Genomic DNA, 22,376 nt, shown 5'->3' with positions numbered 1-22,376 from the left:
GGCTTATGGTTGACCGTGTGCTTGCACAATAAAATATGCAATCAATGATATGAGCACTATATTGGGCAAATAAGCTTGACCTTGGTGGCGAACATGCTCAATATGATGTGCATATATAATTTTTGCTCAATGAGTTGAACATGACGACTCTCGCCGAAGTCGGCAGCTTCCTGCGCCAGGCTCGAAAGGATCGCGCCATGACGGCCTCCGAACTCGCCCTGAAAGCAGGTGTCTCCAGAAACACCTTGGGTGCTCTGGAAGCGGGGCGGGGGAACGTGGAACTGAACACCTTGCTCGCCTTGCTCAAGAGCCTGGGCCTCGAACTCCAGTTCGTTCCGCAGGTGGTCGCGGACCTGACCCGGGCCGGCAGCGATACCAAATCCACCAGCCTGCAGGATGAAGTGAGCAGCTTGATGCCGAAACCGGCGAGGCGCGGCAGATGAGCGTCGTACGCTCGCTGCGGATCCGGCTGGGAAGAACGAACGTCGGATCGCTCTTCGGGCTCGACGACGGGCGGGTGTATTTCAGATTCGACGACGAATATGCGAAGAACCCGGCACGGCCGGTGCTGTCGCAGCTCTATGTCGTCGCGCCTGCGACCTCGGGCAGCGCCGAAAGAGTGGCCCAGGCGATCGCCGAGGCCGAAGCGGCCACGGTGGCTCAGCTGCTGGACCCGGCCCTGGACGTCAACCGCGGCGACGGCAATTTCGGGTTGCCGCCTTTCTTCCAGAATTTGCTTCCGGAAGGGCCGCTGCGCAAGCAATTGGTCGGCGACCTGGGCCTGGACGCGAATGACGAACTCGGTTTGCTGGCAGCCTGCGGCGGCGATCTGCCCGGCGACGTCTGGGCGGACGCCGAAACGCTCGACGAGGTCGCGCTCGGCCGGTTGATCGGCCAGAGCCGGGACAGCTACGAAATGAGCTCCGGGCAGGTGCCCACCCCCCAGCAGACCTCGATTTCGGGTGTGCAGCCGAAGGTGGCGCTGGTTCTGGGCGGCCCCGGGCGCTACGTGATGCGGTCCAAGCAATCGGACGAGCAGCATTTCATCGGCAAGCTGCCGACGGGCGAATACGACCGGCTTCCGCAAGTGGAGTACAGCTCGCTGACGCTGGCCGCTGCCGCCGGCGTGAACATCTGCGAATTCCGGCTGGAGCCCTTGTCCGCCATCGCCGACCAGTTGCCCTATGCGCTGCAAAAGGACGAGCGAAGTTTCCTGCTGGTTTCCAGGTTCGACCGCGACGTCGATACCGAAACCAGGCGCCTGCACATGGAGGACTTCGCCCAGGTCACGGGGACACCGTCGGAATACAAGTATTCGGGTACCTACGCGGCCATCGGCCTCCTGCTCAAGCGGCGCTCGGCCAAGGGCGAAGCCGACGTGGCGGAGCTGCTGCGCCGCATCAAGGTCTCGGAGCTGCTGGGCAACTATGACGCGCATCTGAAGAACTTCAGCCTCGTGTACTCGCCCGGCCAACCCAGGCCCGAGCTGTCCAAAGCCTATGACATCGTCGCCTACGGCGTGTACCTCAGCGGCTCGGGACATGGGCTGCCGTTCTTTCCAAACCAGACGCAGCGCACGCTGCTCACGCCCAAGACGCTGCGCGAGCTCGGAAACGCCTGGGACATCCCTGAAAAGCAACTGCGCGAGGTCGTCGCAAGCTGCGTCGAACAGGCGATGAAGACCTGGCCGAGCCTGTTGAAGGCGTTGCCGCTGTCTGCCGCACACCGAACGCGGCTGGCCGAATACATCCAGACCAACCCCAGCGTTGCGTCATGGCGCAAGCGGCATCCGAACGCCGAGTGGTTCGACTAGAAGCTCACTATCGCTGGATCATCGAGAAGAAGGGCACCAGACTGCCGAGCAGCCAGTTCTGGCTGAAGTCGAGCGCGGCACGGCGGTACTTCTCGTCGGCCTGCGCGGCCATCAGATCGAGCCGCGCAACCACCTTCGAAAGCTCGCGATCGACCACCAGGTTGCGGCCGCGATCGCTGATCTCGGTGGCCAGCAGCAGGGGCTGGCCCTCGGGATTCGTCTTGGAGCTGATGAGCCAGAGCGAGATCTCGACGTTGCGCGCGGCGCGGTAGCTGTTTTCCGCGTTCACCGCGTCGAGCATGCTCTGCTCCCAGGTGCCGCCATTGGCCTGCTTGAGCATCGATGCCCATCCGACCACCAGCGCGGCCACGCGGTCGCCTTCGTAAGCCTTGGGTTTGGTTTCGAAAGCCAGCCGGATCGCATCGATGCCGGTGGCGCCTTGCAGGCCCGGCAGGGGACTTTCCTGCGAGATCGCGTCCCAGGTGCGCTGGATGGCGTCTTCCGCGCTCGCGGCCCATTTGCGCCATTCGCGCGGATTGCGGCGGTAGAGCGAGAGCTGCACGCGCCGGATCGACTGCAGGTTGTCGCGCAGCGCCAGGTTGGCGATGCGGTTGGCGCCGGACTGGAGCCACTCGTTGCCGGCATAGGGTTCGGCGCGCTCGGTCGTGCCGCAGGCGGCCAGGCCCATCAAGGCCACGGTGCTGCCCAGCAGCCATACACGAAGCCCGGCGCGGGGGGAAACGGGGAAATCGCTCATGGCTCGCACGTTATCATCGTCGCCTCGGGTGGCCGCCGGTCCTCGAGCTTCGGGCCGGCAAATTTCTCCTTGCAAATCAACACCTTGGCAAATAACCAGGCTTAAGGCCGACCAGTCGTGCGTCTCAATTCCATCAAGCTCTCCGGCTTCAAGTCCTTCGCCGAACCCACCAACTTCCTGCTGCCCGGCCAACTGGTGGGCGTCGTCGGCCCCAACGGCTGCGGCAAGTCGAACATCATGGATGCGGTGCGCTGGGTGCTCGGCGAATCGCGCGCCTCCGAACTGCGCGGCGAGTCGATGCAGGACGTGATCTTCAACGGCACCACCACGCGCAAGCAGGCCAGCCGTTCGAGCGTGGAACTGGTGTTCGACAACGCCGACCATCGCGCCGGCGGCCAGTGGGCGCAGTTCACCGAGATCGCGGTCAAGCGGGTGCTGACGCGCGACGGCAATTCGAGCTACTACATCAACAACCAGCCGGTGCGCCGGCGCGACGTGCAGGACGTGTTCCTCGGCACCGGCCTCGGCCCGCGCGCCTACGCGATCATCGGCCAGGGCACGATCAGCCGCATCATCGAATCCAAGCCCGAAGAGCTGCGGCTCTTTCTCGAAGAGGCCGCCGGCGTCTCCAAGTACAAGGAGCGCCGCCGCGAGACCGAGAACCGGCTCGGCGATACGCGCGAGAACCTCACGCGGGTCGAAGACATCCTGCGCGAACTCAACAGCAACCTCGAAAAGCTCGAGAAGCAGGCCGAAGTCGCCGCACGCTACAACACGCTGCAAGGCGACGCCACGCGCAAGCAGCATCAACTGTGGTTCCTGAAGCGCAGCGAGAGCGAAGCCGATCAGGCCAAGGTCAAGGCCGACGCGGAAAAGGCGATCAACGACCTCGAATCGCGCTTGGCCGATCTGCGCCACATCGAGGCCGAGCTCGAAACCGTGCGCCAGGCGCACTACGCGGCCGGCGACCAGGTCAACCAGGCGCAGGGCAAGCTGTACGAAGCCAGCGCGGAGGTCGGCCGGCTCGAAGGCGAGATCCGCTTCGTGGTCGAGGGCCGCCAGCGGGTGGAGCAGCGGCTGGTCCAGTTGAGCGAGCAGATCGCGCAGTGGAACACGCGCCGCGAAGATGCCGAGGCGGAAATCGAAACCCTGGCCGGGCAGGGCGTGAACGCCGAGGAACAGGCCGAACTGCTGGCGGCGCAGCTCGAGGAACACGACGCACGCATGCCCGGCCTCGAAGAGGCGCAGCAGCGCGCACAGGGTGAAGCCAACGCCCAGCGCGCCAGCGTCGCGCAGGTTCAGCAGCAGATTCAGGTGCTGGCCGCCGACCAGCGCAACATCGAAGAACAAAGCCGCCAGCTCACGCAGCGCGCCGAACGCCTGCGCAGCGACCAGAACGCGCTCGCGGCGCCCGACGAAGCGCGGCTGCACGACCTGCAGGAGCAACTGGCGGCCGCGCAGGAGGCGTCCAGCGAAGCCGACGCGCGCCTGCACGAGCTGCAGGAATCCGTTCCGCAGCTCGACGACGACCGCCGCACCCGCCAGCAGGCCGTCAATACCGAAGGCGCGCGCCATGCCGAACTCTCCGCGCGCCTCGAAGCGCTCAAGGCGCTGCAGGAAAAGGTCAAGACCGACGGCAAGCTCGCACCCTGGCTCGCGAAGCACGGCCTCGAAGGCTTGCAAGGCCTGTGGAGCCGCATCCACATCGAGCAAGGCTGGGAGAACGCGCTCGAAGCGGCGCTGCGCGAGCGTCTCGGCGCGCTCGAAGTCAGCCGGCTCGACATGGTCCGCGCCTTCGGCAGCGATGCGCCGCCGGCCAAGCTGGCCTTCTACAGCCCGCCGGCTGCCGGTGCGCCGCAGGGCCAGAGCGCGCTGCCGCGTCTGTCGGATCTGCTGCGCCTGAGCGATGCGGGCCAGCAGGCCTTGCTGACCGACTGGCTGCATGGCTGCCTGACGGCGCAAACGCTCGAAGAGGCCTTGGCGCAGCGCGACAAGCTGCAGCCCGGCGAGGCGATCTACGTCAGGAGCGGCCACGCGGTCACCGCGCACAGCGTGAGCTTCTATGCCCAGGACTCCGAGCAGGCCGGCCTGCTGGCCCGCCAGCAGGAGATGGAGAACCTCGATCGCCAGCTGCGCGCCCAGACCCTGATCGCCGAAGAGGCGCGCACCGCGCTGGCGCGTGCCGAAGCGGCTTACGGCGATGCGGCTTCGCGGCTCGTCACGGCGCGCCGCGAAGCGGCCGAAACGCAGTCGCGCGCGCACGAGCTCCAGGTCGAAACGCTGCGGCTCTCGCAGCTGGCCGAGCAGACGCGCGCACGCAGCGAGCAGCTTTCCAACGATCTCGGCGAAGTCGAGGCCCAGCTCGAAGACCTGCAGGAAAAGCGCGTGAACGCGGAGGCGCGCTTCGAAGAGCTCGACATGCAGCTCGCCGACAGCCAGGAGCGCCACGCGCAGCTCGACGAGCGCGTGATCGAGGCCGGTCGCGCGCTCACCGCGAACCGCGAGCAGCACCGCAGCCTGGAGCGCCAAGCGCAGGAAGCGACCTTCGCCCAGCGCACTCTCGAAGCGCGCCGCGCCGAACTCAATCGCGCGATCGAAACCGCGACGCAGCAGACCGTCTCGCTGGCGGAGGAAGACGAGCGCGCGCGCGCCGAATTGGGTCGCTTGTCCGACGCGGCCGCGCAGGCGGGCCTGCAGGACGCGCTGGCGCTCAAGCTCGAACGCGAAACCGCGCTCGGCGCCGCGCGCAGCCAGTACGACGACCTCACCCTCAAACTGCGCGCGAGCGACGAGCGCCGCCTGCAGCTCGAACGCGAGCTCGACCCGCTGCGCCAGCGCATCACCGAGTTCCAGCTGAAGGAGCAGGCCGCGCGGCTCGGCTTCGAGCAGTACCAGCAGCTGCTGACCGATGCCGAGGCCGACCTCGAAGCGATCGCGCTGTCGATCGAAACCGACAAGGTGCGGCTCACCGGCCTGCAAAGCGAAATCGATCGCCTCAACCGCGAGGTGGCTTCGCTCGGCGCCGTCAACCTCGCCGCGCTCGACGAACTCGCGGTGGCCAGCGAACGCAAGACTTTTCTCGACGCGCAGTCGGCCGACCTGAACGAGGCGATCGGCACGCTGGAGGACGCGATCCGCAAGATCGACGCCGAAACGCGCGAACTGCTCGGCGGCACCTTCAAGATCGTCAACGAGCACTTCAGTCGCATGTTCCCGGAGCTCTTCGGCGGCGGCAATGCCAAGCTCATGATGACCGGCGACGAGATCCTCGATTCCGGCGTGCAGGTGATGGCGCAGCCGCCCGGCAAGAAGAACCAGACCATCCACCTGCTCTCGGGCGGCGAGAAGGCGCTCACCGCCATCGCACTGGTGTTCGCGATCTTCCAGCTCAACCCGGCCCCCTTCTGCCTTTTGGACGAAGTGGACGCGCCGCTGGACGACGCCAACACCGAACGCTATGCCAAACTCGTGACCGCCATGAGCCGCGAAACCCAGTTCCTCTTCATCAGCCACAACAAGATCGCGATGGAGATGGCCGAACAACTGATCGGCGTGACCATGCAGGAGCAGGGCGTTTCGCGCATCGTGGCGGTCGACATGGAATCCGCCGTGTCGATGGTCGAAGCAGCCTAGACGTACAGCGTCGATGAGCAGCCTCACCGTCGCCCTTGCGATCCTCGGCGGCCTCGTACTGGCGGCCGTGGTCGGCTACAACACATGGATGTCGCGCCGCAATGCGCCGCGGCAGCCCGATGCGCCGCAGGACAGCGCGCCGCCCGAGACCGCGCCTGCGCCGGTCACGCGCGACGAAGAGCCCGTCCTGCACATCGATCCGCACCAGAAGCTGGGCAGCGAACGCCACGAGCCGCTGTTCGACCCCGACCTGCCGGCGCCCAGTGCGTTGCCGGTGCCGACGGCCGAACGCCGCGGCGGCCTCGATCCGCTGATCGACGTGATCGCGCCGATCTCCCTCGACGGCCTGGCCTCCGGCGACGCGGCGATCGCCGGCATGCCGGCCACGCGGCGCGCCGGCAGCAAGCCGGTCGCGATCGAAGGCCTCAACGAGCACACCGGCGAATGGGAGCCCGCGGCACCCGGCCAGCGCTACGGCGCTTTTCAGGCCGGCGTGCAGCTGGCCAACCGCACCGGTGCGCTCAACGAGATCGAGTACTCCGAATTCGTCGTCAAGGCGCAGGCCTTCGCCGATGCGGTGAACGGCGCGCCCGAGTTTCCGGAGATGCTGGACGAGGTGGCGCGCGCCCGCGAGCTCGACCAGTTCGCGAGTTCGCACGACGCGCAGCTGAGCTTCGTGCTGCGCGCGCTGCACGCGGCCTGGAGCCCGGGCTATGTGCAGCAGAACGCGGCGCGGCTGGGCTTCGTGGCCGGCATCATTCCGGGCCGCATGGTGCTGCCCGCGGGCGAAGTGGGGTTGCCGCCGATCCTCGGCCTGTCCTTCGACACCCAGGCCGCGCTGGCCGACGATCCGGCGCAGTCGGCCATCCGCGAACTCACGCTGAGCCTCGACGTGCCGCAAGTCGACCGCGCCGAGCGGCCCTTCGAACGCATGCGCGAAACCGCCGCCACGCTGGCGCGCGAGATGGACGGCATCGTGACCGACAGCGACGGCCAGCCCTTGCGCGAAGACACCATGGACGTGATCGGCGCCGATCTCCAGCAGCTCTACGACACGCTCGATTCACGCGATCTCTCGGCCGGCTCGCCCCTGGCGCGCCGTTTATTCTCGTGAAGTTGACTATTCTTTCTTCCGCCAGGAATACCGCGGAACCGGCTTTGCCGGGCCGCTGGTATTGCCCCCGGCGAGGCGGTGGGCGGCCACACGAAGTGGGCAAGCCTGGGGGTGAGCTGTGACCATGCGCGAAGACGCGGCTCGGGAAGCCGCTGCACTGGGCGAGCAGCTGCGCCGCCACGCCCACCTCTACTACGTGCTCGACGCGCCCGAGTTGCCGGACGCCGAGTACGACAAGCTGTTCCAGCGCCTGCAGGCGCTGGAAGCCGAGCATCCCGAGCTGCGCACGCCCGATTCGCCGACGCAGCGCGTCGGCGGCAAGGTGCTCGAGGGCTTCGCCAAGGTCCGCCACAAGGTGCCGATGCTGTCGATCCGCACCGAGACCGACATCACGCCGGGCGGCGCCAGCGCCTTCGATGCGCGCGTGCGCAAGGAACTCGGCCTGGCCGAGGACGGGCCGCAGGTCGAGTACGTCTGCGAACTCAAGTTCGACGGGCTGGCCGTCAACCTGCGCTACGAGCAAGGCGTGCTGGTGCAGGCGGCGACGCGCGGCGACGGCGAGATCGGCGAGGACGTCACGCAGAGCATCCGCACGGTGCAGCAGATTCCGCTGCGCCTGCATGGCGATGCCCCGCCGGTGGTGGAGGTGCGCGGCGAGGTCTACATGCGGCGCGACGATTTCGAGGCGCTCAACGAACGCCAGCGCGAGAAGATCGCCGCTGGCCAGAAGAACGAGAAGGTGTTCGTGAACCCGCGCAATGCCGCGGCCGGCGCCGTGCGCCAGCTGGATCCGGCGATCGCGGCAAGCCGGCCGCTGAGCTTTTTTGCCTATGGTCTCGGCGAGGTCTCTTCGCCCGAGCAGGGCGGGCCCGACTGCGCGACGCAGTTCGACTGGCTGCAGCAGTTCCACGCCTGGGGTTTTCCCATCGGCGCGCAGACGCAGCGCGCCCGCGGCGCCATCGAGCTGATCGCCTTCCACGAGACCATCGCCCGCCAGCGTGACGCGCTGCCCTACGACATCGACGGCGTGGTCTACAAGGTCGACAGCCTCGAGCTGCAGCGGCGGCTCGGCTTCGTCTCGCGCGAGCCGCGCTGGGCCGTCGCGCACAAGTACCCGGCGCAGGAGCAATTGACCGAGGTGCTCGGCATCGAGGTGCAGGTCGGCCGCACCGGCAAGCTCACGCCGGTGGCCAAGCTGGCGCCTGTGTTCGTGGGCGGTGTCACCGTGACGAATGCGACCTTGCACAACGAGGACGAGGCGCGGCGCAAGGATGTGCGAGTGGGCGACACCGTCATCGTGCGGCGCGCCGGCGACGTGATTCCCGAGGTGGTCGGCGTGCTGCCCGAGAGCGCGGCCCGGCCGGCGGAACAGCGCGGGCCCGTGTTCACCATGCCTCGCAAGTGCCCGGTCTGCGGCTCCGACGCGCTGCGCGAGGAGGGCGAGGTCGACTACCGCTGCACCGGCGGCCTCTTCTGCGCTGCGCAGCGCAAGGAGGCGATCCTGCATTTCGCGGCGCGGCGCGCGCTCGACATCGAAGGCCTGGGCGACAAGCTGGTCGAGCAGCTGGTGGACGCCAACCTGATCCGCACGCTGCCCGATCTCTACAAGCTCGGCTTCACCACGCTGGCCGGCCTGGATCGCATGGCCGACAAGTCGGCGAAGAACCTCGTCGATGCGCTGGAGGCGTCGAAGAAGACCACGCTGCCGCGCTTCCTGTTCGGCCTCGGCATCCGGCACATCGGCGAAAGCACGGCCAAGGACCTGGCCAAGCACTTCGGCAAGCTGGATGCGATCATGGACGCGACCGAGGAACAGCTGCTGGAAGTCAACGACGTGGGGCCCGTGGTCGCGAAAAGCCTGCGCACTTTCTTCGACCAGGCGCACAACCGCGAAGTGGTCGAACAGCTGCGCGCCTGCGGCCTGAGCTGGGAAGAGGGCGAGCCGGCCGCGCGCGCGCCCAAGCCGCTCGCGGGCAAGACCTTCGTAATCACTGGCACGCTTCCTACGCTCAGCCGCGACGAAGCGAAGGACAAACTGGAGACGGCCGGCGCCAAGGTGGCCGGGTCCGTCAGCAAGAAGACCGATTACCTCGTCGCCGGCGCGGAGGCCGGAAGCAAGCTCGACAAGGCGCTCGAGCTGGGCGTGGCCGTGATTGACGAGGCGCGACTGCTCGAAATTCTGGAGAATGGCCTGTGACCGGGCCGGCTGCTTTACCGGGCGTTACGCGACTTCATACAAACGCAGTCAACAAGGCCTACAACCGGACGTTGAACAAGGGTGCCGACCAGGAGTCCATCATGAACAGAATTCGTCTACTCGGAACTTGCTTCGCCCTCGGCGGAGTGGCCCTGCTCGGCGGCTGCGTCGCTTACCCGGCGGGCTCCTACGGCTATTCCGAACCCTACTACGTGGATCCGGGCCCGGCCGTCGTCCAGCCGAACGTGTACATCGACGGCACCTACTATTCGCGGCCTCGCTATCCCTACTATGGCCGTCCCGGCTACTACGACTACGGGCCGCGCCACGGCTATGCGCATCCGGTCCCGGTCCCGGTTCCGCGTCCAGGATTCGGCCCGCGGCCTGGTGCAGGTGCGCGGCCTGATGCGGGTGCGCGGCCCGGCGGCGGCGTGGCCGGCAACATCGTCCCGGTTCCGCCCGGCCGCTCGCCGCGCGAGATCAATCAGATGCTGACCTCGCCGGATTCCCGCAACCAGACGCCGCCCTGAGCTCATTCGCGGCCGCGGTGGCGATAATTGCCTCATGACGGTACGCGAGATTCTCAAGATGGGTGACCCGAGGCTGCTGCGCATCGCGCAGCCGGTTGCCGCATTCGACACCGACGAACTGCACCTGCTGGTGCGCGACATGTTCGAGACCATGCACGCCGTCAACGGCGCCGGCCTCGCGGCGCCGCAGATCGGCGTCGATCAGCAGTTGGTGATCTTCGGCACCGACACCATCAATCCGCGCTACCCGGACGCGCCGATCGTGCCGCGCACGGTGCTCGTCAACCCGGTGATCACGCCGGTCGGCGACGAGGAAGAGGAGGGCTGGGAAGGCTGTCTCTCGGTGCCGGGCCTGCGCGGCGTGGTACCGCGTTTCGCCACCATCCGCTACACCGGCTTCGACTCCTACGGCGATCCCATCGATCGCACGGTGAGTGGCTTCCACGCCCGGGTGGTGCAGCACGAGGTGGATCACCTGCTGGGCAAGCTCTACCCGATGCGGGTGCGCGATTTCTCGCGCTTCGGCTACACCGAGGTTCTGTTCCCGGGCCTCGATGCGGCCGAAGACGACTAACCCCGCCCTTAGTTGTACTTGCCGCCTGTGCCGCCGATGCTGAAACGGCCGGCGCCCAGGAAGGCGACTGCCAGCGCGCCGAACAGGTACATGCCCTGCAGCTCGAGCGCCCAGCCACCTTGCTTGTTGAGCAAGCCGAGCTCCTTCATGTGCACCAGCCAGATCGCCACCAGCATGTTGATGACCATGATCCATGCCGCGGGACGCGTGTACAGACCGATGATCAGCAGCACCGGCGCAACGATCTCGCCGATGTAGACCAGGTAGGCCAATGCGCCCGGCAGACCATGCGAGGCCAGCGAGCTGGACAAGAAGCCCACCCCACCGTTGATCTTGGCGATGCCGTGGAGCAGGATCAGGATGCCAAGTGCCAGGCGCAGAACGAGTTTGCCGGTGTCGTCGGAACGGATCATGTCGAAGCCTTTCTGTTGTTAAAAAACAGGGCGATTGTGGTCGATAAAATTCGTCCCGGCGCCGCTCGGCGGCGGGTTTGCGCGGCCCGCTCAGGCTGCGAGCGCTTCGAGCAACTCGGTTTCGATCGCGAGTTGCGCCCGCTGGCCCTGCAGTTCCGAGCCGCTGATCAGGAAGGTGTCTTCCACGCGCTCGCCCAGGGTCGTGACCTTGGCCAGCTGCAGGTTCAGGTGATGGCGTGCCAGCACGCGCGCCACCGAATACAAGAGGCCCGCGCGATCGCTGGCCGAGATGCTGAGCAGCCAGCGCTGCGCCTTGTCGTCGGGCAGCAGGCTGATGCGCGGCTTGATCGGGAAGCTGCGCACCCGGCGCGATACGCGGCCCTTGCTCGGCGGGGGCAAGGGGCCGGCCTCGTCGAGCGTCTTGGCCAGGCCGGTCTCCACCATGTTGATCAGGTCGCGATAGTGCTCGGGGATGAAGGTGGTGACAACCTGGAAGGTGTCGAGCCCGTAGCCGTTGGTGGCGGTGTGCACCTTGGCGTCGAGGATGCTGAAGGAAGACTGGTCGAAGTAGCCGCAGATGCGCGCGAACAGGTCCGGCTGGTCGGGGGTGTAGACCACCACCTGCAAGCCCTCGCCCACCGGCGAGAGCCGCGCGCGAACGACGGCCGGCGTTTGCGGGTCGACCGGCACGTCCTTGTGCGGCACATGGCGCGACAACTGCATGGTGTGCCAGGCGATCTCGGATGCGTCGTGCCGCATGAAGTAGCCGACGTCGAGCGTCTCCCACAGCGCCTTGTGCGCCTCGAAAGGCTGCGCATGCAGCGCGAGCTGCACCAGCGCCTCGCGCTTGCGCGCCTCGACCTCGGCGCCGGGGTCGGGCATGCGGCCGCCCAGCGCGCGCAGCGTCGAGCGGTAGAGGTCCTCGAGCAGCTTGCCTTTCCAGGCGTTCCACACGCGCGGCGAGGTGCCGCGGATGTCGGCGATGGTGAGCAGGTAGAGGGCGGTCAGGTAGCGTTCGTTGCCGACGCGCTTGGCGAAGTCGCCGATCACCTTCGGATCGCTCAGGTCCTGCTTCTGCGCGACCTGGCTCATCACCAGGTGCTCGGCCACCAGGAATTCGATCAGCTTGGCGTCCTCGCGCGCGATCTCGTGCTGGCGGCAGAAGCGGCGCACGTCGCGCGCGCCCAGCTCCGAATGGTCGCCGCCGCGGCCCTTGGCGATGTCGTGGAACAGGGCCGCGACATACAGGATCCAGGGCTTGTCCCAGCCGGCCGCAAGCTGCGAGCAGAACGGGTATTCGTGCGCATGCTCGACGATGAAGAAGCGCCGCACGTTGCGCAGCACCATCAGGATGTGCTGGTCGACCGTGTAGACGTGGAACAGGTCGTGCTGCATCTGCCCGACGATGCTGCGGAACACGCGCAGGTAGCGCCCCAGCACCGAGGTCTGGTTCATGAGCCTGAACGCGTGCGTGATGCCGCGCGGCTCCAGCAGCATGCGCATGAAGGTCACGTGGTTCACGCGGTCGTTGCGGAACTTGCTGTCCATCGCGTGGCGCGCGTTGTAGAGCGCGCGCAGCGTGCGGGCCGAAAGGCCGTTGACGCCGATGGTCTTCTGGTAGAGCAGGAAGGTCTCGAGGATCGCGTGCGGGTCCTTGAGGTACAGGTCGTCGCTCGCCACCTCGATCAGCCCGGCCCGCTCGAAGAAGCGCTCGTTGATCCGCGTCGCCTCTTCGGCCAGCGGCTGCAGCCGCTCGGCGATGTTGAGCAGGAGGATCTGGTTGAGCTGCGTGACCGCCTTGGCCGCCCAGTAGTAGCGGCGCATCAGCGCCTCGCTGGACTTGCGCTGCGACTCGCCGACGTAGCCGAAGGTGGCGGCGACGGCGGTCTGCAGGTCGAACACCAGCCGGTCCTCGCGCCGGTTGGCGGTCACGTGCAGGCGCGCGCGGATCAGGCTCAGGAGCGCCTCGTTGCGCTTGATCTGCTGCACCTCGAAGGCCGTGGCCAGGCCGTTCTTCGCCAAGTCGTCCCAGCGCTTGCCGAAGCCGGCGGCCTTGGTCATCCAGAGGATGGTCTGCAGATCCCGCAGGCCGCCGGGCGATTCCTTGCAGTTGGGCTCGAGCGCGTAGGGCGTGTTGTCGAACTTCTGGTGCCGATGCCGCATCTCCTGCGACTTGGCGGCGAAGAAGGCCTGCGGGTCGATGGCGGCGACGAAGCGCTTCCGGAAGCCCGCATACAGCTTCTTGTCGCCGGCGATGAGGCGGGATTCGAGCAGCGAGGTCTGGACCGTGACATCCTTCGCGGCCTCGGCCAGGCACTCGTCGACCGTGCGCACGCTGGAGCCGATCTCGAGCCCGGTGTCCCAGCACTGGCCGATGAAGGCCTCGATCCGCGCCGGCTCGATGGCCATCGCGTGGTCCTGCGGCAGCAGCAGCAGCACGTCGACGTCGGAATAGGGGAACAGCTCGCCCCGGCCGAAGCCGCCGACCGCGACCAGCGCGAACTGGCTGCCGAAGCCGGCATCGGCCCACAGCGCGTTGAGCGCCTCGTCGGCCAGGGTGGCCAACTGGCGCAGCACGGTGTGGACGCTGCGCGTGGGCGCGCGCGCGCAGCGCAGCTGGTCGAACAGCGCCAGCTTGTGCGTGCGGTAGGCGTCGCGCAACGATGGAATGTCCACCATGGCAGCCCTCAGAGGCCGGGCCGGCGTCAAGCCGCGGCGTTGACGAAAGCAGGAGGCGGCGGGCTGCCGGCCGAGAGCGTGAGCACCTCGTAACCGGTCTCGGTGACCAGTACGGTGTGCTCCCACTGTGCCGACAGCGAGTGGTCGCGCGTGACGATGGTCCAGCCGTCGTACTGGCCGCCGCGGGCGTCTTCCTTGATGTCGCGCTTGCCGGCGTTGATCATCGGTTCGATGGTGAAGGTCATGCCGGGCTTGAGCTCGTCCAGCGTGCCGGGCTTGCCGTAGTGCAGCACCTGCGGCTCTTCATGGAAGCCACGGCCGATGCCGTGGCCGCAGAACTCGCGCACCACCGAGAAACCGTTGCTTTCGGCGAAGCGCTGGATCGCCCAGCCGATGTCGCCCAGGTGCACGCCAGGCTTCACCTTGACGATGCCGTGCCACATCGCGTCGTAGGTGAAGGCGCACAGCCGCTTGGCTGCGATCGAGGCGTCGCCGACCACGAACATGCGGCTGGTGTCGCCGTGCCAGCCGTCCTTGATGACAGTGATGTCGCAGTTGACGATGTCGCCCTTCTTCAGCGGCTTGTCGTTCGGGATGCCATGGCACACCACGTGGTTGACCGAGGTGCAGATGGACTTGGGGTAGGGCACGCTGCTCGCGCCCATGTAGTTCAGCGGGGCCGGAATCCCGCCCTGGACCTGCGTGATGTAGTCGTGCGCGAGCTTGTCGATCTCGTTGGTGGTCACGCCGGGTTTGACGTGCGGGGTCAGGTAGTCCAGCACCTCGGAGGCGAGGCGGCACGCCACGCGCATGCCGGCCACGCCCTCGGCGTCTTTGTAGGTAATGCTCATCCCGGAATTATCCCATTCACCCCGCTAAAATTCAGGGGTGGCGCGGATGGCCCCAGTCAGCGGCCGCCGTCTCCTTCTCTTGATTCTCAAACGCGGCCGCCCGGCCGATCCGACCGTGACGTTGCCCGTGAACCCGCCTTCCCATCCCGTCGCCCCGGTGGTGACCTTCTTCGAGGGCGGCAGCGCACTCAGCGAATTCAGGGCGCGGCAGCTGTTGCCCCGCCTTTCGTCCGTCGAGCCGCGCATCGAAGGCATTTCCGCCCGTTTCGTGCACCTGGTCGTGACGGATGCGGCACTCGAGCACGCCGAGCGCGACCGCTTCGCCGCGCTGCTGGGCTATGGCGAACCCTTCGTGGCGCCTCCCAAGGCCGGGCCGAGCGTCGTCGTCACGCCGCGCCTGGGCACCGTGTCGCCCTGGGCCTCCAAGGCGACCGACATCGCCCACAACTGCGGCCTGGCGCTGCGTCGGGTCGAGCGCGTGACCCAGTACCACCTGGCGCTGAAGGCGCCGCTGCTGGGCAAGGCACCCACGCTGGAAGGCGACAAGCTCGCCGCGGTTGCCGCACTTCTGCACGACCGCATGACCGAATCGGTGCTGGCCGAGCTCGACCAGGCCGCCAGCCTGTTCGCCGAGCTGCCGGCCCAGCCGATGGCGCACGTCGACGTGCAGGCGGGCGGCCGCGCCGCGCTCGTCGCGGCCAACACGCAGTTCGGCCTCGCGCTGGCCGAGGACGAGATCGATTACCTGGTCGAGGCCTTCACCCGGCTCGGCCGCAATCCGAGCGACGTCGAACTCATGATGTTCGCGCAGGCCAACAGCGAGCACTGCCGCCACAAGATCTTCAATGCCGACTTCATCGTCGACGGCGTGGCGCAGCCGCAGAGCCTGTTCTCGATGATTCGCCACACCGAGCGCCAGAACCCGCAGCACACGGTGGTGGCTTACGCCGACAACGCGTCGATCATGGAAGGCACGCAGGTCGAGCGCTTCGTCGCCGGCTCGGCCTCGGGCAGCTATCAGAAGCAAAGCGCCCAGAGCCACGTGTTGATGAAGGTCGAGACGCACAACCATCCGACCGCGATCTCGCCCTTTCCGGGCGCCTCGACCGGCGCCGGCGGCGAGATCCGCGACGAGGGCGCGACAGGCCGCGGCTCCAAGCCCAAGGCCGGGCTGACCGGCTTCACGGTGTCGAAGCTCTGGCCCGAAGAGGGCAGCTACGGCAAGCCGGCGCACATCGCAAGCCCGCTGCAGATCATGACCGAGGGCCCGCTGGGCGGTGCCGCCTTCAACAACGAGTTCGGCCGACCCAACCTCCTGGGCTACTTCCGCGAGTACGAGCAGGCGATCGAGAGCGACGCCGACACCGTGCAGCGCGGCTACCACAAGCCGATCATGATCGCGGGCGGCCTCGGCAGCATCGACGCGACGCAGACGAAGAAGATCCCGTTCCCCGCGGGCTCGCTGCTGATCCAGCTCGGCGGTCCCGGCATGCGCATCGGCATGGGCGGCAGCGCGGCGAGTTCGATGGCTACCGGCGCCAACGCGGCCGAGCTGGACTTCGACTCGGTGCAGCGCGGCAACCCGGAGATCGAGCGCCGCGCGCAGGAAGTCATCAACCATTGCTGGCAGCAGGGCGCCGCGAACCCGATCCTCGCGATCCATGATGTGGGCGCGGGCGGCCTGAGCAATGCCTTCCCCGAGCTCACCAACGATGCGGGCCGCGGCGCGCGCTTCGACCTGCATGCGGTGCCGCTCGAGGAGTCGGGCATGGCGCCCAAGGAAATCTGGTGTAACGAGAGCCAGGAGCGCTATGTGCTGGCAATCGCACCGGAATCGCTCGTGCAGTTCCGCGCGTTCTGCGAACGGGAGCGCTGCCCCTTCGCGGTGGTGGGTGTGGCGACGGAAGAAAGGCAGCTGCTGGTCGCCGACGAATCTGTCGAGGCGCAACCCGTCGACATGCCCATGGACGTGCTTCTGGGCAAGCCGCCCAAGATGCTGCGCGACGTCAAGTCGGTCGCGCGCCGCTTCAAACCGCTCGACCTCAACGGTGTCGATCTGCAGAAGGCCGCCATCGATGTGTTGTCGCACCCCACGGTGGCTTCGAAGCGCTTCCTCGTCACCATCGGCGACCGCACCGTCGGCGGCCTGAGCCACCGCGACCAGATGGTCGGCCCCTGGCAGGTGCCGGTGGCCGACTGCGCCGTGACCCTGGCCGATTACCAGGGCTTCGCCGGCGAGGCCATGAGCATGGGCGAGCGCACGCCGCTCGCGGCCATCGACGCGCCGGCCTCGGGCCGCATGGCGGTCGGGGAGGCCATCACCAACCTGCTGGCCGCGCCGATCGAACTCTCTCGCGTCAAGCTTTCCGCCAACTGGATGGCGGCCTGCGGCGAGCCCGGCGAGGATGTGGCGCTGTACGAAACCGTCAAGGCGGTGGGCCTCGAACTGTGCCCGGCGCTCGGCGTCTCGATCCCGGTCGGCAAGGATTCGCTGTCGATGCGCACCCAGTGGCAGGACGACGGTGTGCCGAAAAAGGTGACTTCGCCCGTGAGCCTGATCGTGAGCGCCTTCGCCACGCTGGCCGACATGCGCGGCACGCTCACGCCGCAGCTCGACGCCACCGAGCCCGACACCACGCTGGTGCTGATCGACCTCGGCCGCGGCAAGCAGCGCATGGCCGGCAGCATCCTGGCGCAGACGCTGGCGCAGAGCGGCGACACGGTGCCCGATCTCGACGATCCGCAAGACCTGGTCAAGCTGGTGGCGGCAGTGAACGCGCTGCGCGCCGAGGGCAAGATCCTCGCGATGCACGACCGCAGCGACGGCGGCCTGTTCGCCGCGGCCTGCGAGATGGCCTTTGCCGGCCATGTGGGTGTGGCGCTCAACGTCGACCTGCTCGTGACCGAGGGCGACGGCATCAGCGACAGCCGTGCCGAGTACGGTGATGCCAAGAACTGGGCCGGCCAGGTCAGCGCGCGGCGCGAAGAGCTCACGCTCAAGGCGCTCTTCAACGAAGAGCTCGGCATGCTGCTGCAGGTGCGCACCGCCGAGCGCAACGAGGTCATGCAGACCTTGCGTGCGCACGGCCTCAGCGCCCACAGCCACTTCGTCGGCAAGACCCGACCCGCCGCTTCGACCATGGACGCGGGCAAGGGCAAGCTCGAGGTCTGGCGCGATGCCAAGGCCGTCTTCAGCGCCAGCCTGCACGACCTGCACCAGGTGTGGGACGTCGTCAGCTGGAAGATCTGCCGCGAGCGCGACAACCCGGCCTGCGCCGATGCCGAGCACGCGGCCGCCGGCGAGCCGCAGGACCCGGGCGCCCATGTGCTGCTGGCGCCGGGCGCCGAAGAGAACGTGGCCGCGCCCTTCCTGAACCTGGCGCGTCCCAGGGTCGCGATCCTGCGCGAGCAGGGCGTCAACTCGCATGTCGAGATGGCCTACGCCTTCAACGAGGCCGGCTTCGAGTCCTTCGACGTCCACATGACCGACCTGCAGGCGGGCAGGGCAGACCTGGCCGATTTCAAGGGCGTGGTGGCCTGCGGCGGCTTCAGCTACGGCGACACGCTGGGGGCAGGCATCGGCTGGGCGCGCAGCATCACCTTCAACCCGAAGCTGGCCGAGCAGTTCAAGAGCTTCTTCGGGCGCGGCGATACCTTCGGCCTCGGCGTGTGCAACGGCTGCCAGATGTTCGCCGAGTTGGCCGACGTCATCCCGGGCGCGGAGGCCTGGCCGCGCTTCACCACCAACCAGAGCGAGCGTTTCGAGGCGCGCTTGTCGATGGTCGAGGTGCTCGAATCGCCGAGCCTGTTCTTCGCCGGCATGGCCGGCAGCCGGCTGCCGATCGCGGTCGCGCATGGCGAGGGCTATGCCAACTTCAAGCATCGCGGCGATGCCGCCCGCGCCATCGCCGCGATGCGCTTCGTCGACAACCACGGCCAGCCGACCGAGCGCTACCCCTTCAATCCCAATGGCAGCGCCGGCGGGCTGACCTCGGTGACCACCGCCGACGGCCGCTTCACCGCGCTGATGCCGCATCCGGAACGCGTGTTCCGCAACATCCAGATGAGCTGGACTTCGGGTGACAAGAGTGCGCTGAGCCCCTGGATGCGCATCTGGCGCAATGCCCGTAAATGGGTTGGCTGAGGACGCCGACGCCATGAAAAAAGCGGCCCGCGGGCCGCTTTTTCGTTGGAGCACGCAGGCCGGTGTTACTCGACCTTTGCCTTGGCGCGCAGTTCTTCCTGGTACTTCTGCAAACGCTGCTGCTGCAGCTGCTGCACGATTTGCGGCTTGACCTCTTCGATCTTCGGCAGTTGGGCCTGGCGGATGTCGTCGACACGGATGATGTGATAGCCGAACTGCGACTTGACCGGGGCCGACGTGGTCTCGCCCTTCTTGAGCTTGATCATCGCTTCCGAGAACTCGGGCACGAAGCTCGCCGGCGCGGCCCAGTCGAGGTCGCCGCCGTTGGCGCCCGATCCCGGGTCCTTGCTCTGCTTCTTGGCGATGTCCTCGAACTTCTGGCCCTTCTTGAGGTCGGCCAGGATCTTCTGCGCCTGCTCTTCCTTCTCGACCAGGATGTGGCGGGCCTTGTATTCCTTGCCGCCGTTGGCCGCGACGAACTTGTCGTACTCGGCCTGCACGTCGGCGTCCGACACCGCGTTGGTCTTGCGATAGTTTTCGAACAGCTGGCGGATCAGGATGGCCTGGCGCGCGAGTTCGAGCTGGTTCTTGTAGTCGTCGGTGGCGTCCAGGCCCTGCTTTTGCGCTTCCTGCATGAAGATCTCGCGGGCCACCACTTCTTCGCGCAGCTGGCCCTGCATTTCCGGCGTGACAGGACGGCCGGCGGCCGCGAGTTGCTGGGCCAGCACGTCCATGCGCGCCTTGGGCACCGGCTTGCCGTTGACGATGGCCGCGTTCTGGGCGAATGCGGCGGGAATGGCGCCCAGAAGGGCAGCGGCTGCGACGGCCTGCAGGAGTTGTTTCTTCATAAGGGGAGGGTACTTTTGCCGCCCTGGCGGGCGGGAATCAAAGCGCTTCAAAGCGTCTCGATGGCGATGGCGTGAAGGCCCTGTGCGATGAAAACTTGCAGCGCATCATACACAAGCCGATGGCGCGCCACGCGGGCTTTTCCGGCGAAGAGGGGCGAGGCGATGCGCACGCGGAAATGGGTGCCGTAGCCTTCGGCGCCGGCACCCGCATGGCCAGCATGCGCGGCGCTTTCGTCGATCACCTCGAGCAGCGTGGGTTGCAAGGTGTTACGCAGGCGGGCCTCGAGGTCCGCAGAGGTCGGAAGGCTCATGCCGCAGGCTTGTCGGACTTGAGGTAGGGCGAGATGTAGAGCCCTTGCGCCACCAGGAAAACGATCGGGAAGGCATAGCCCCAGAGCTTGAAATTGACCCAGGCCTCGGTGCTGAAAGACGCGGCCACATAGCCGTTGATCGCGGCCATGAACACGCAGTAGGCGATCCATGCGATGTTGAGCCGGCCCCAGATCTGCGTCGGCAGTTCCAGCTGCGCGCCGAGCAGCATCTTGAGAAAGTTCTTCTTGAAGATCCAGAGCGCGACGGCCAGCGCCAGGGCCATCGCGCCGTAGAGCACCGTCGGCTTCCACTTGATGAAGCGATCGTCGTGCAGGAGCAGCGTGAGCGAGCCGAACAGCAGGATCAGCACCAGCGTGGCCTTCTGCATCGGCGCCAGGCGGCGCTCGTTGAACCAGACGATGCCCGTCTGCAGCACGGTTGCCGCCATCAGCACGCCGGTGGCGGTGTAGATGTCGTAGAGCTTGAACGCGCCGAAGAACAGCAGGATCGGGAAGAAATCGAGAAGCAGTTTCATGTTGTTTCGTCTGCGTCACGCGTCGCGCTTGTGGAAGTCCAGCGAGGCCGAGTTCATGCAGTAGCGCAGGCCGGTTTCGGTGGGGCCGTCGGGAAACACGTGGCCCAGGTGGGCGCCGCAATTGGCGCACACATTTTCGGTGCGAACCATGCCGTGCGAACGGTCGGCGATGTTCTTGATGGCGCCCGGCACCGCTTCCTGAGAGAAGCTGGGCCAGCCGCAGCCGGCGTCGAACTTGGTGGCGGATTCGAACAGCTTGGCGCCGCAGCAGATGCAGTGGTAACTGCCGTCTTCCCAGTGCGCCTCGTACTTTCCGGTGAACGGGCGCTCGGTGGCGGCGTGGCGCGTCACCTCGAAGGCGCCGCGCTCGGCGCCTTTTTCGGCCAGGATGGCTTTCCATTCGGCTTCGGTTTTCTGAATGGGTGTGGTCATGATGAGCAGCTGATTTCGATCGTGGAAGCCCAGTCGGGCGGGAAGCCGGCATAGGCCTCGTGGCCGGCATGGTCTTCAAATGGGGTTTCGAGCAGCTTCAGCAAGGTGGCGACGCCCGAGAAGTCTTTTTGCTGCGCCGATTCGATCGCCTGCTGGCCCAGGTGGTTCCGCAGCACGAACTTGGGATTACTCTTGCGCATCAGGTCGGCGGCCTGCGCCGCCGGCGTCTGCGCATGGCGCTCTGCAAAGGATAGCAGCCAGGTGTCGAAACCGGCGCGATCGAGGAACAGGTCGCGCACCGCCTCGGGGCTGCCGCCGGCCATGTGATCGGACAGGCGGCGCCAGAAGATGGTGTAGTCGACTTTCTCCTGTGCCAGCAGCTTGAGCACGCCTTCGATCAGCGCGCGGTCGGCCGGCGCGGCGTCCATCAGGCCGAGCTTGGCCCGCATGCGCGCCTCGAACGCGTCCGGGAACACCGTCTTGTACGACTCCAGCGCGGCGACCGCGACCTCCTGGTCGCCGATCAGCGGCAGCAGCGCCTGGGCCAGGCAGAACAGGTTCCAGTACGCGACATTGGGCTGCTGGTTGAAGGCATAGCGGCCGGCGGTGTCGCTGTGGTTGCAGATGTGGCGCGGATCGAAGCCGTCGAGGAACTGGAAAGGTCCGTAATCGATGGTGAGCCCGAGGATGCTCATGTTGTCGGTGTTCATCACGCCATGGCAGAAGCCGATCGCCTGCCACTGGGCCAGGAGCGCCGCCGTGCGCTCGCTCACCGCTTCGAGCAGGGCCGCATAGGCGTTGCCGTTGAAGTGATCGGTCGTGCGGCAGGCGGGGTAGTAGCGGTCGATGACGTAGTCGGCCAACGCGCGCAGTTCCTCGTCGCGCTGCTTGGCCGCGAAATGCTCGAAGTGGCCGAAGCGAATGAAGCTCGGCGACGCGCGCGTCACGACGGCGGCGGTTTCGAGCTCCTCGCGGCGCACGCGCGCATCCGAACCCGTCACGCCCAGCGCGCGCGTGCTCGGGATTCCTAGCGCATGCATCGCTTCGCTGCAAAGGAATTCGCGGATGCTCGAGCGCAGCACGGCGCGGCCGTCGCCCATGCGCGAGTAGGGCGTGCGCCCCGAACCCTTGAGCTGCAACTCGAAGCCGCGCTCGGTTTCACCCAGCATGATGGCGCGGCCGTCGCCCAGCTGGCCGGCCCAGACGCCGAACTGGTGGCCGCTGTAGACGCTGGCGTAGGGGCGCGTGCCGGCGACCGGCACATTGCCGGTGAAGGCGGCCAGGCCTTCGGCCGAATGCAGCCAGGCTTCGTCCAGTCCGAGTTCGCGCGCCAGCGCGGTGCTGCGGCCGACCCAATAGGGTTCGGGCAGCGGAGTGGGGCGGAGCTCGGTGAAGAAGGCAGGGCCCAGTGCGGAAAAGCCCGGGGTCCAGTCGAGGCCCAGGTCGACGATGTCCGCCTCGTCTGCAAGCATGCTCATGTGCGGATTGTCCCGTACCCGCCTAAACCCCTGGCTGCAGGGGCCATCGCGCGGGCGCCGGAAATT

General features: G+C 67.1%; 17 protein-coding genes. 8 read left to right on the top strand and 9 right to left on the bottom strand.

Annotated features, from left to right (window positions below):
- Positions 1 to 140: 140 nt before the first annotated feature.
- Positions 141 to 443 carry a helix-turn-helix transcriptional regulator gene (locus tag ACSQ89_RS14850; protein WP_093108760.1) on the top strand — a complete coding sequence of 101 codons (303 nt, stop codon included), beginning with the start codon at positions 141 to 143 and terminating at the stop codon, positions 441 to 443.
- Entirely contained in the window at positions 440 to 1,813 is a 1,374-nt protein-coding gene (locus tag ACSQ89_RS14845; RefSeq protein WP_436290276.1) for a type II toxin-antitoxin system HipA family toxin, read from the top strand. Before ACSQ89_RS14850 ends, ACSQ89_RS14845 begins: the two co-directional genes overlap by 4 nt.
- A gap of 7 nt (positions 1,814 to 1,820) precedes the next feature.
- On the opposite strand, the gene ACSQ89_RS14840 is transcribed toward ACSQ89_RS14845, so the two are convergent.
- Positions 1,821 to 2,570, bottom strand: coding sequence for a hypothetical protein (locus tag ACSQ89_RS14840; protein ID WP_093108758.1), 750 nt, complete (start codon positions 2,568 to 2,570; stop codon positions 1,821 to 1,823).
- Between the two features lie 117 nt (positions 2,571 to 2,687).
- Between ACSQ89_RS14840 and smc the strand changes: the two genes are divergently transcribed.
- From smc to def, 5 genes are all read left to right on the top strand, one after another.
- The gene (gene smc, locus ACSQ89_RS14835; RefSeq protein WP_436290277.1) at positions 2,688 to 6,203 is read left to right on the top strand and encodes a chromosome segregation protein SMC; all 3,516 of its coding nucleotides are present in this window, start codon (positions 2,688 to 2,690) and stop codon (positions 6,201 to 6,203) included.
- Between the two features lie 13 nt (positions 6,204 to 6,216).
- Positions 6,217 to 7,317, top strand: coding sequence for a cell division protein ZipA C-terminal FtsZ-binding domain-containing protein (locus ACSQ89_RS14830; protein WP_093108756.1), 1,101 nt, complete (start codon positions 6,217 to 6,219; stop codon positions 7,315 to 7,317).
- 124 nt (positions 7,318 to 7,441) lie between these two features.
- The gene (gene ligA / locus ACSQ89_RS14825) at positions 7,442 to 9,514 is read left to right on the top strand and encodes an NAD-dependent DNA ligase LigA (protein ID WP_436290278.1); all 2,073 of its coding nucleotides are present in this window, start codon (positions 7,442 to 7,444) and stop codon (positions 9,512 to 9,514) included.
- Between the two features lie 101 nt (positions 9,515 to 9,615).
- Entirely contained in the window at positions 9,616 to 10,044 is a 429-nt protein-coding gene (locus ACSQ89_RS14820) for a hypothetical protein (RefSeq protein ID WP_436290279.1), read from the top strand.
- 34 nt (positions 10,045 to 10,078) lie between these two features.
- Positions 10,079 to 10,618, top strand: a complete 540-nt coding sequence (def, locus tag ACSQ89_RS14815; RefSeq protein WP_436290280.1) for a peptide deformylase — start codon at positions 10,079 to 10,081, stop codon at positions 10,616 to 10,618.
- A gap of 8 nt (positions 10,619 to 10,626) precedes the next feature.
- On the opposite strand, the gene ACSQ89_RS14810 is transcribed toward def, so the two are convergent.
- The 3 genes from ACSQ89_RS14810 to map form a co-directional block, all read right to left on the bottom strand.
- Positions 10,627 to 11,031, bottom strand: coding sequence for a DoxX family protein (locus ACSQ89_RS14810; protein WP_436290281.1), 405 nt, complete (start codon positions 11,029 to 11,031; stop codon positions 10,627 to 10,629).
- A gap of 90 nt (positions 11,032 to 11,121) precedes the next feature.
- Complete coding sequence (locus tag ACSQ89_RS14805; protein ID WP_436290282.1) at positions 11,122 to 13,710, bottom strand: [protein-PII] uridylyltransferase; 2,589 nt, start codon at positions 13,708 to 13,710, stop codon at positions 11,122 to 11,124.
- Positions 13,711 to 13,736: 26 nt separating this feature from the next.
- Positions 13,737 to 14,561 (bottom strand): type I methionyl aminopeptidase, encoded by an 825-nt coding sequence (gene map, locus ACSQ89_RS14800; protein ID WP_093108751.1) that lies wholly within the window; start codon positions 14,559 to 14,561, stop codon positions 13,737 to 13,739.
- Positions 14,562 to 14,688: 127 nt separating this feature from the next.
- Between map and purL the strand changes: the two genes are divergently transcribed.
- Positions 14,689 to 18,705: a phosphoribosylformylglycinamidine synthase gene (gene purL / locus ACSQ89_RS14795; RefSeq protein WP_436296619.1), complete on the top strand. Its 4,017-nt coding sequence runs from the start codon at positions 14,689 to 14,691 to the stop codon at positions 18,703 to 18,705.
- Positions 18,706 to 18,770: 65 nt separating this feature from the next.
- Here the strand turns inward: purL and ACSQ89_RS14790 are convergent, their stop codons facing one another.
- Genes ACSQ89_RS14790 through ACSQ89_RS14770 form a run of 5 tightly spaced genes read right to left on the bottom strand, consistent with a single transcriptional unit; the run spans position 18,771 to position 22,310 of the window.
- Positions 18,771 to 19,553 carry a peptidylprolyl isomerase gene (locus tag ACSQ89_RS14790; protein ID WP_093108749.1) on the bottom strand — a complete coding sequence of 261 codons (783 nt, stop codon included), beginning with the start codon at positions 19,551 to 19,553 and terminating at the stop codon, positions 18,771 to 18,773.
- Positions 19,554 to 19,600: 47 nt separating this feature from the next.
- Positions 19,601 to 19,864 (bottom strand): BolA family protein, encoded by a 264-nt coding sequence (locus ACSQ89_RS14785; RefSeq protein ID WP_093108748.1) that lies wholly within the window; start codon positions 19,862 to 19,864, stop codon positions 19,601 to 19,603.
- On the bottom strand, positions 19,861 to 20,400 hold the full coding sequence (locus ACSQ89_RS14780) for a septation protein A (RefSeq protein ID WP_093108747.1): 540 nt from the start codon (positions 20,398 to 20,400) through the stop codon (positions 19,861 to 19,863). The genes ACSQ89_RS14785 and ACSQ89_RS14780 overlap by 4 nt, the downstream gene beginning before the upstream one ends.
- Positions 20,401 to 20,415: 15 nt before the next feature.
- A complete protein-coding gene (gene msrB / locus ACSQ89_RS14775; protein WP_436290284.1) occupies positions 20,416 to 20,832 on the bottom strand; it encodes a peptide-methionine (R)-S-oxide reductase MsrB in 417 nt (138 codons plus the stop codon).
- A complete protein-coding gene (locus tag ACSQ89_RS14770; RefSeq protein WP_436290285.1) occupies positions 20,829 to 22,310 on the bottom strand; it encodes a protein adenylyltransferase SelO in 1,482 nt (493 codons plus the stop codon). The genes msrB and ACSQ89_RS14770 overlap by 4 nt, the downstream gene beginning before the upstream one ends.
- Positions 22,311 to 22,376: the final 66 nt, after the last annotated feature.

The sequence above is a fragment of the Variovorax sp. LjRoot175 genome (assembly GCF_964253805.1).
In the GTDB taxonomy this organism is placed as follows: Bacteria; Pseudomonadota; Gammaproteobacteria; order Burkholderiales; family Burkholderiaceae_C; genus Variovorax.
The sequence above is the reverse complement of the archived record's forward strand: the minus strand, read 5'-3'. Positions and strand labels throughout refer to the sequence as shown.

Excerpts from the sequence above, each read along its gene's own strand:
- ACSQ89_RS14850 (WP_093108760.1), top strand. The coding sequence starts at position 141 with ATGACGACTCTCGCCGAAGTCGGCAGCTTCCTGCGCCAGGCTCGAAAG.
- msrB (WP_436290284.1), bottom strand. The coding sequence starts at position 20,832 with ATGACCACACCCATTCAGAAAACCGAAGCCGAATGGAAAGCCATCCTG.
- ACSQ89_RS14785 (WP_093108748.1), bottom strand. The coding sequence starts at position 19,864 with ATGAGCCTTCCGACCTCTGCGGACCTCGAGGCCCGCCTGCGTAACACC.
- ACSQ89_RS14845 (WP_436290276.1), top strand. The coding sequence starts at position 440 with ATGAGCGTCGTACGCTCGCTGCGGATCCGGCTGGGAAGAACGAACGTC.
- def (WP_436290280.1), top strand. The coding sequence starts at position 10,079 with ATGACGGTACGCGAGATTCTCAAGATGGGTGACCCGAGGCTGCTGCGC.
- ACSQ89_RS14810 (WP_436290281.1), bottom strand. The coding sequence starts at position 11,031 with ATGATCCGTTCCGACGACACCGGCAAACTCGTTCTGCGCCTGGCACTT.
- ACSQ89_RS14790 (WP_093108749.1), bottom strand. The coding sequence starts at position 19,553 with ATGAAGAAACAACTCCTGCAGGCCGTCGCAGCCGCTGCCCTTCTGGGC.
- ACSQ89_RS14830 (WP_093108756.1), top strand. The coding sequence starts at position 6,217 with ATGAGCAGCCTCACCGTCGCCCTTGCGATCCTCGGCGGCCTCGTACTG.
- ACSQ89_RS14805 (WP_436290282.1), bottom strand. The coding sequence starts at position 13,710 with ATGGTGGACATTCCATCGTTGCGCGACGCCTACCGCACGCACAAGCTG.
- ACSQ89_RS14770 (WP_436290285.1), bottom strand. The coding sequence starts at position 22,310 with ATGAGCATGCTTGCAGACGAGGCGGACATCGTCGACCTGGGCCTCGAC.
- ACSQ89_RS14820 (WP_436290279.1), top strand. The coding sequence starts at position 9,616 with ATGAACAGAATTCGTCTACTCGGAACTTGCTTCGCCCTCGGCGGAGTG.
- ACSQ89_RS14840 (WP_093108758.1), bottom strand. The coding sequence starts at position 2,570 with ATGAGCGATTTCCCCGTTTCCCCCCGCGCCGGGCTTCGTGTATGGCTG.
- ligA (WP_436290278.1), top strand. The coding sequence starts at position 7,442 with ATGCGCGAAGACGCGGCTCGGGAAGCCGCTGCACTGGGCGAGCAGCTG.
- map (WP_093108751.1), bottom strand. The coding sequence starts at position 14,561 with ATGAGCATTACCTACAAAGACGCCGAGGGCGTGGCCGGCATGCGCGTG.
- ACSQ89_RS14780 (WP_093108747.1), bottom strand. The coding sequence starts at position 20,400 with ATGAAACTGCTTCTCGATTTCTTCCCGATCCTGCTGTTCTTCGGCGCG.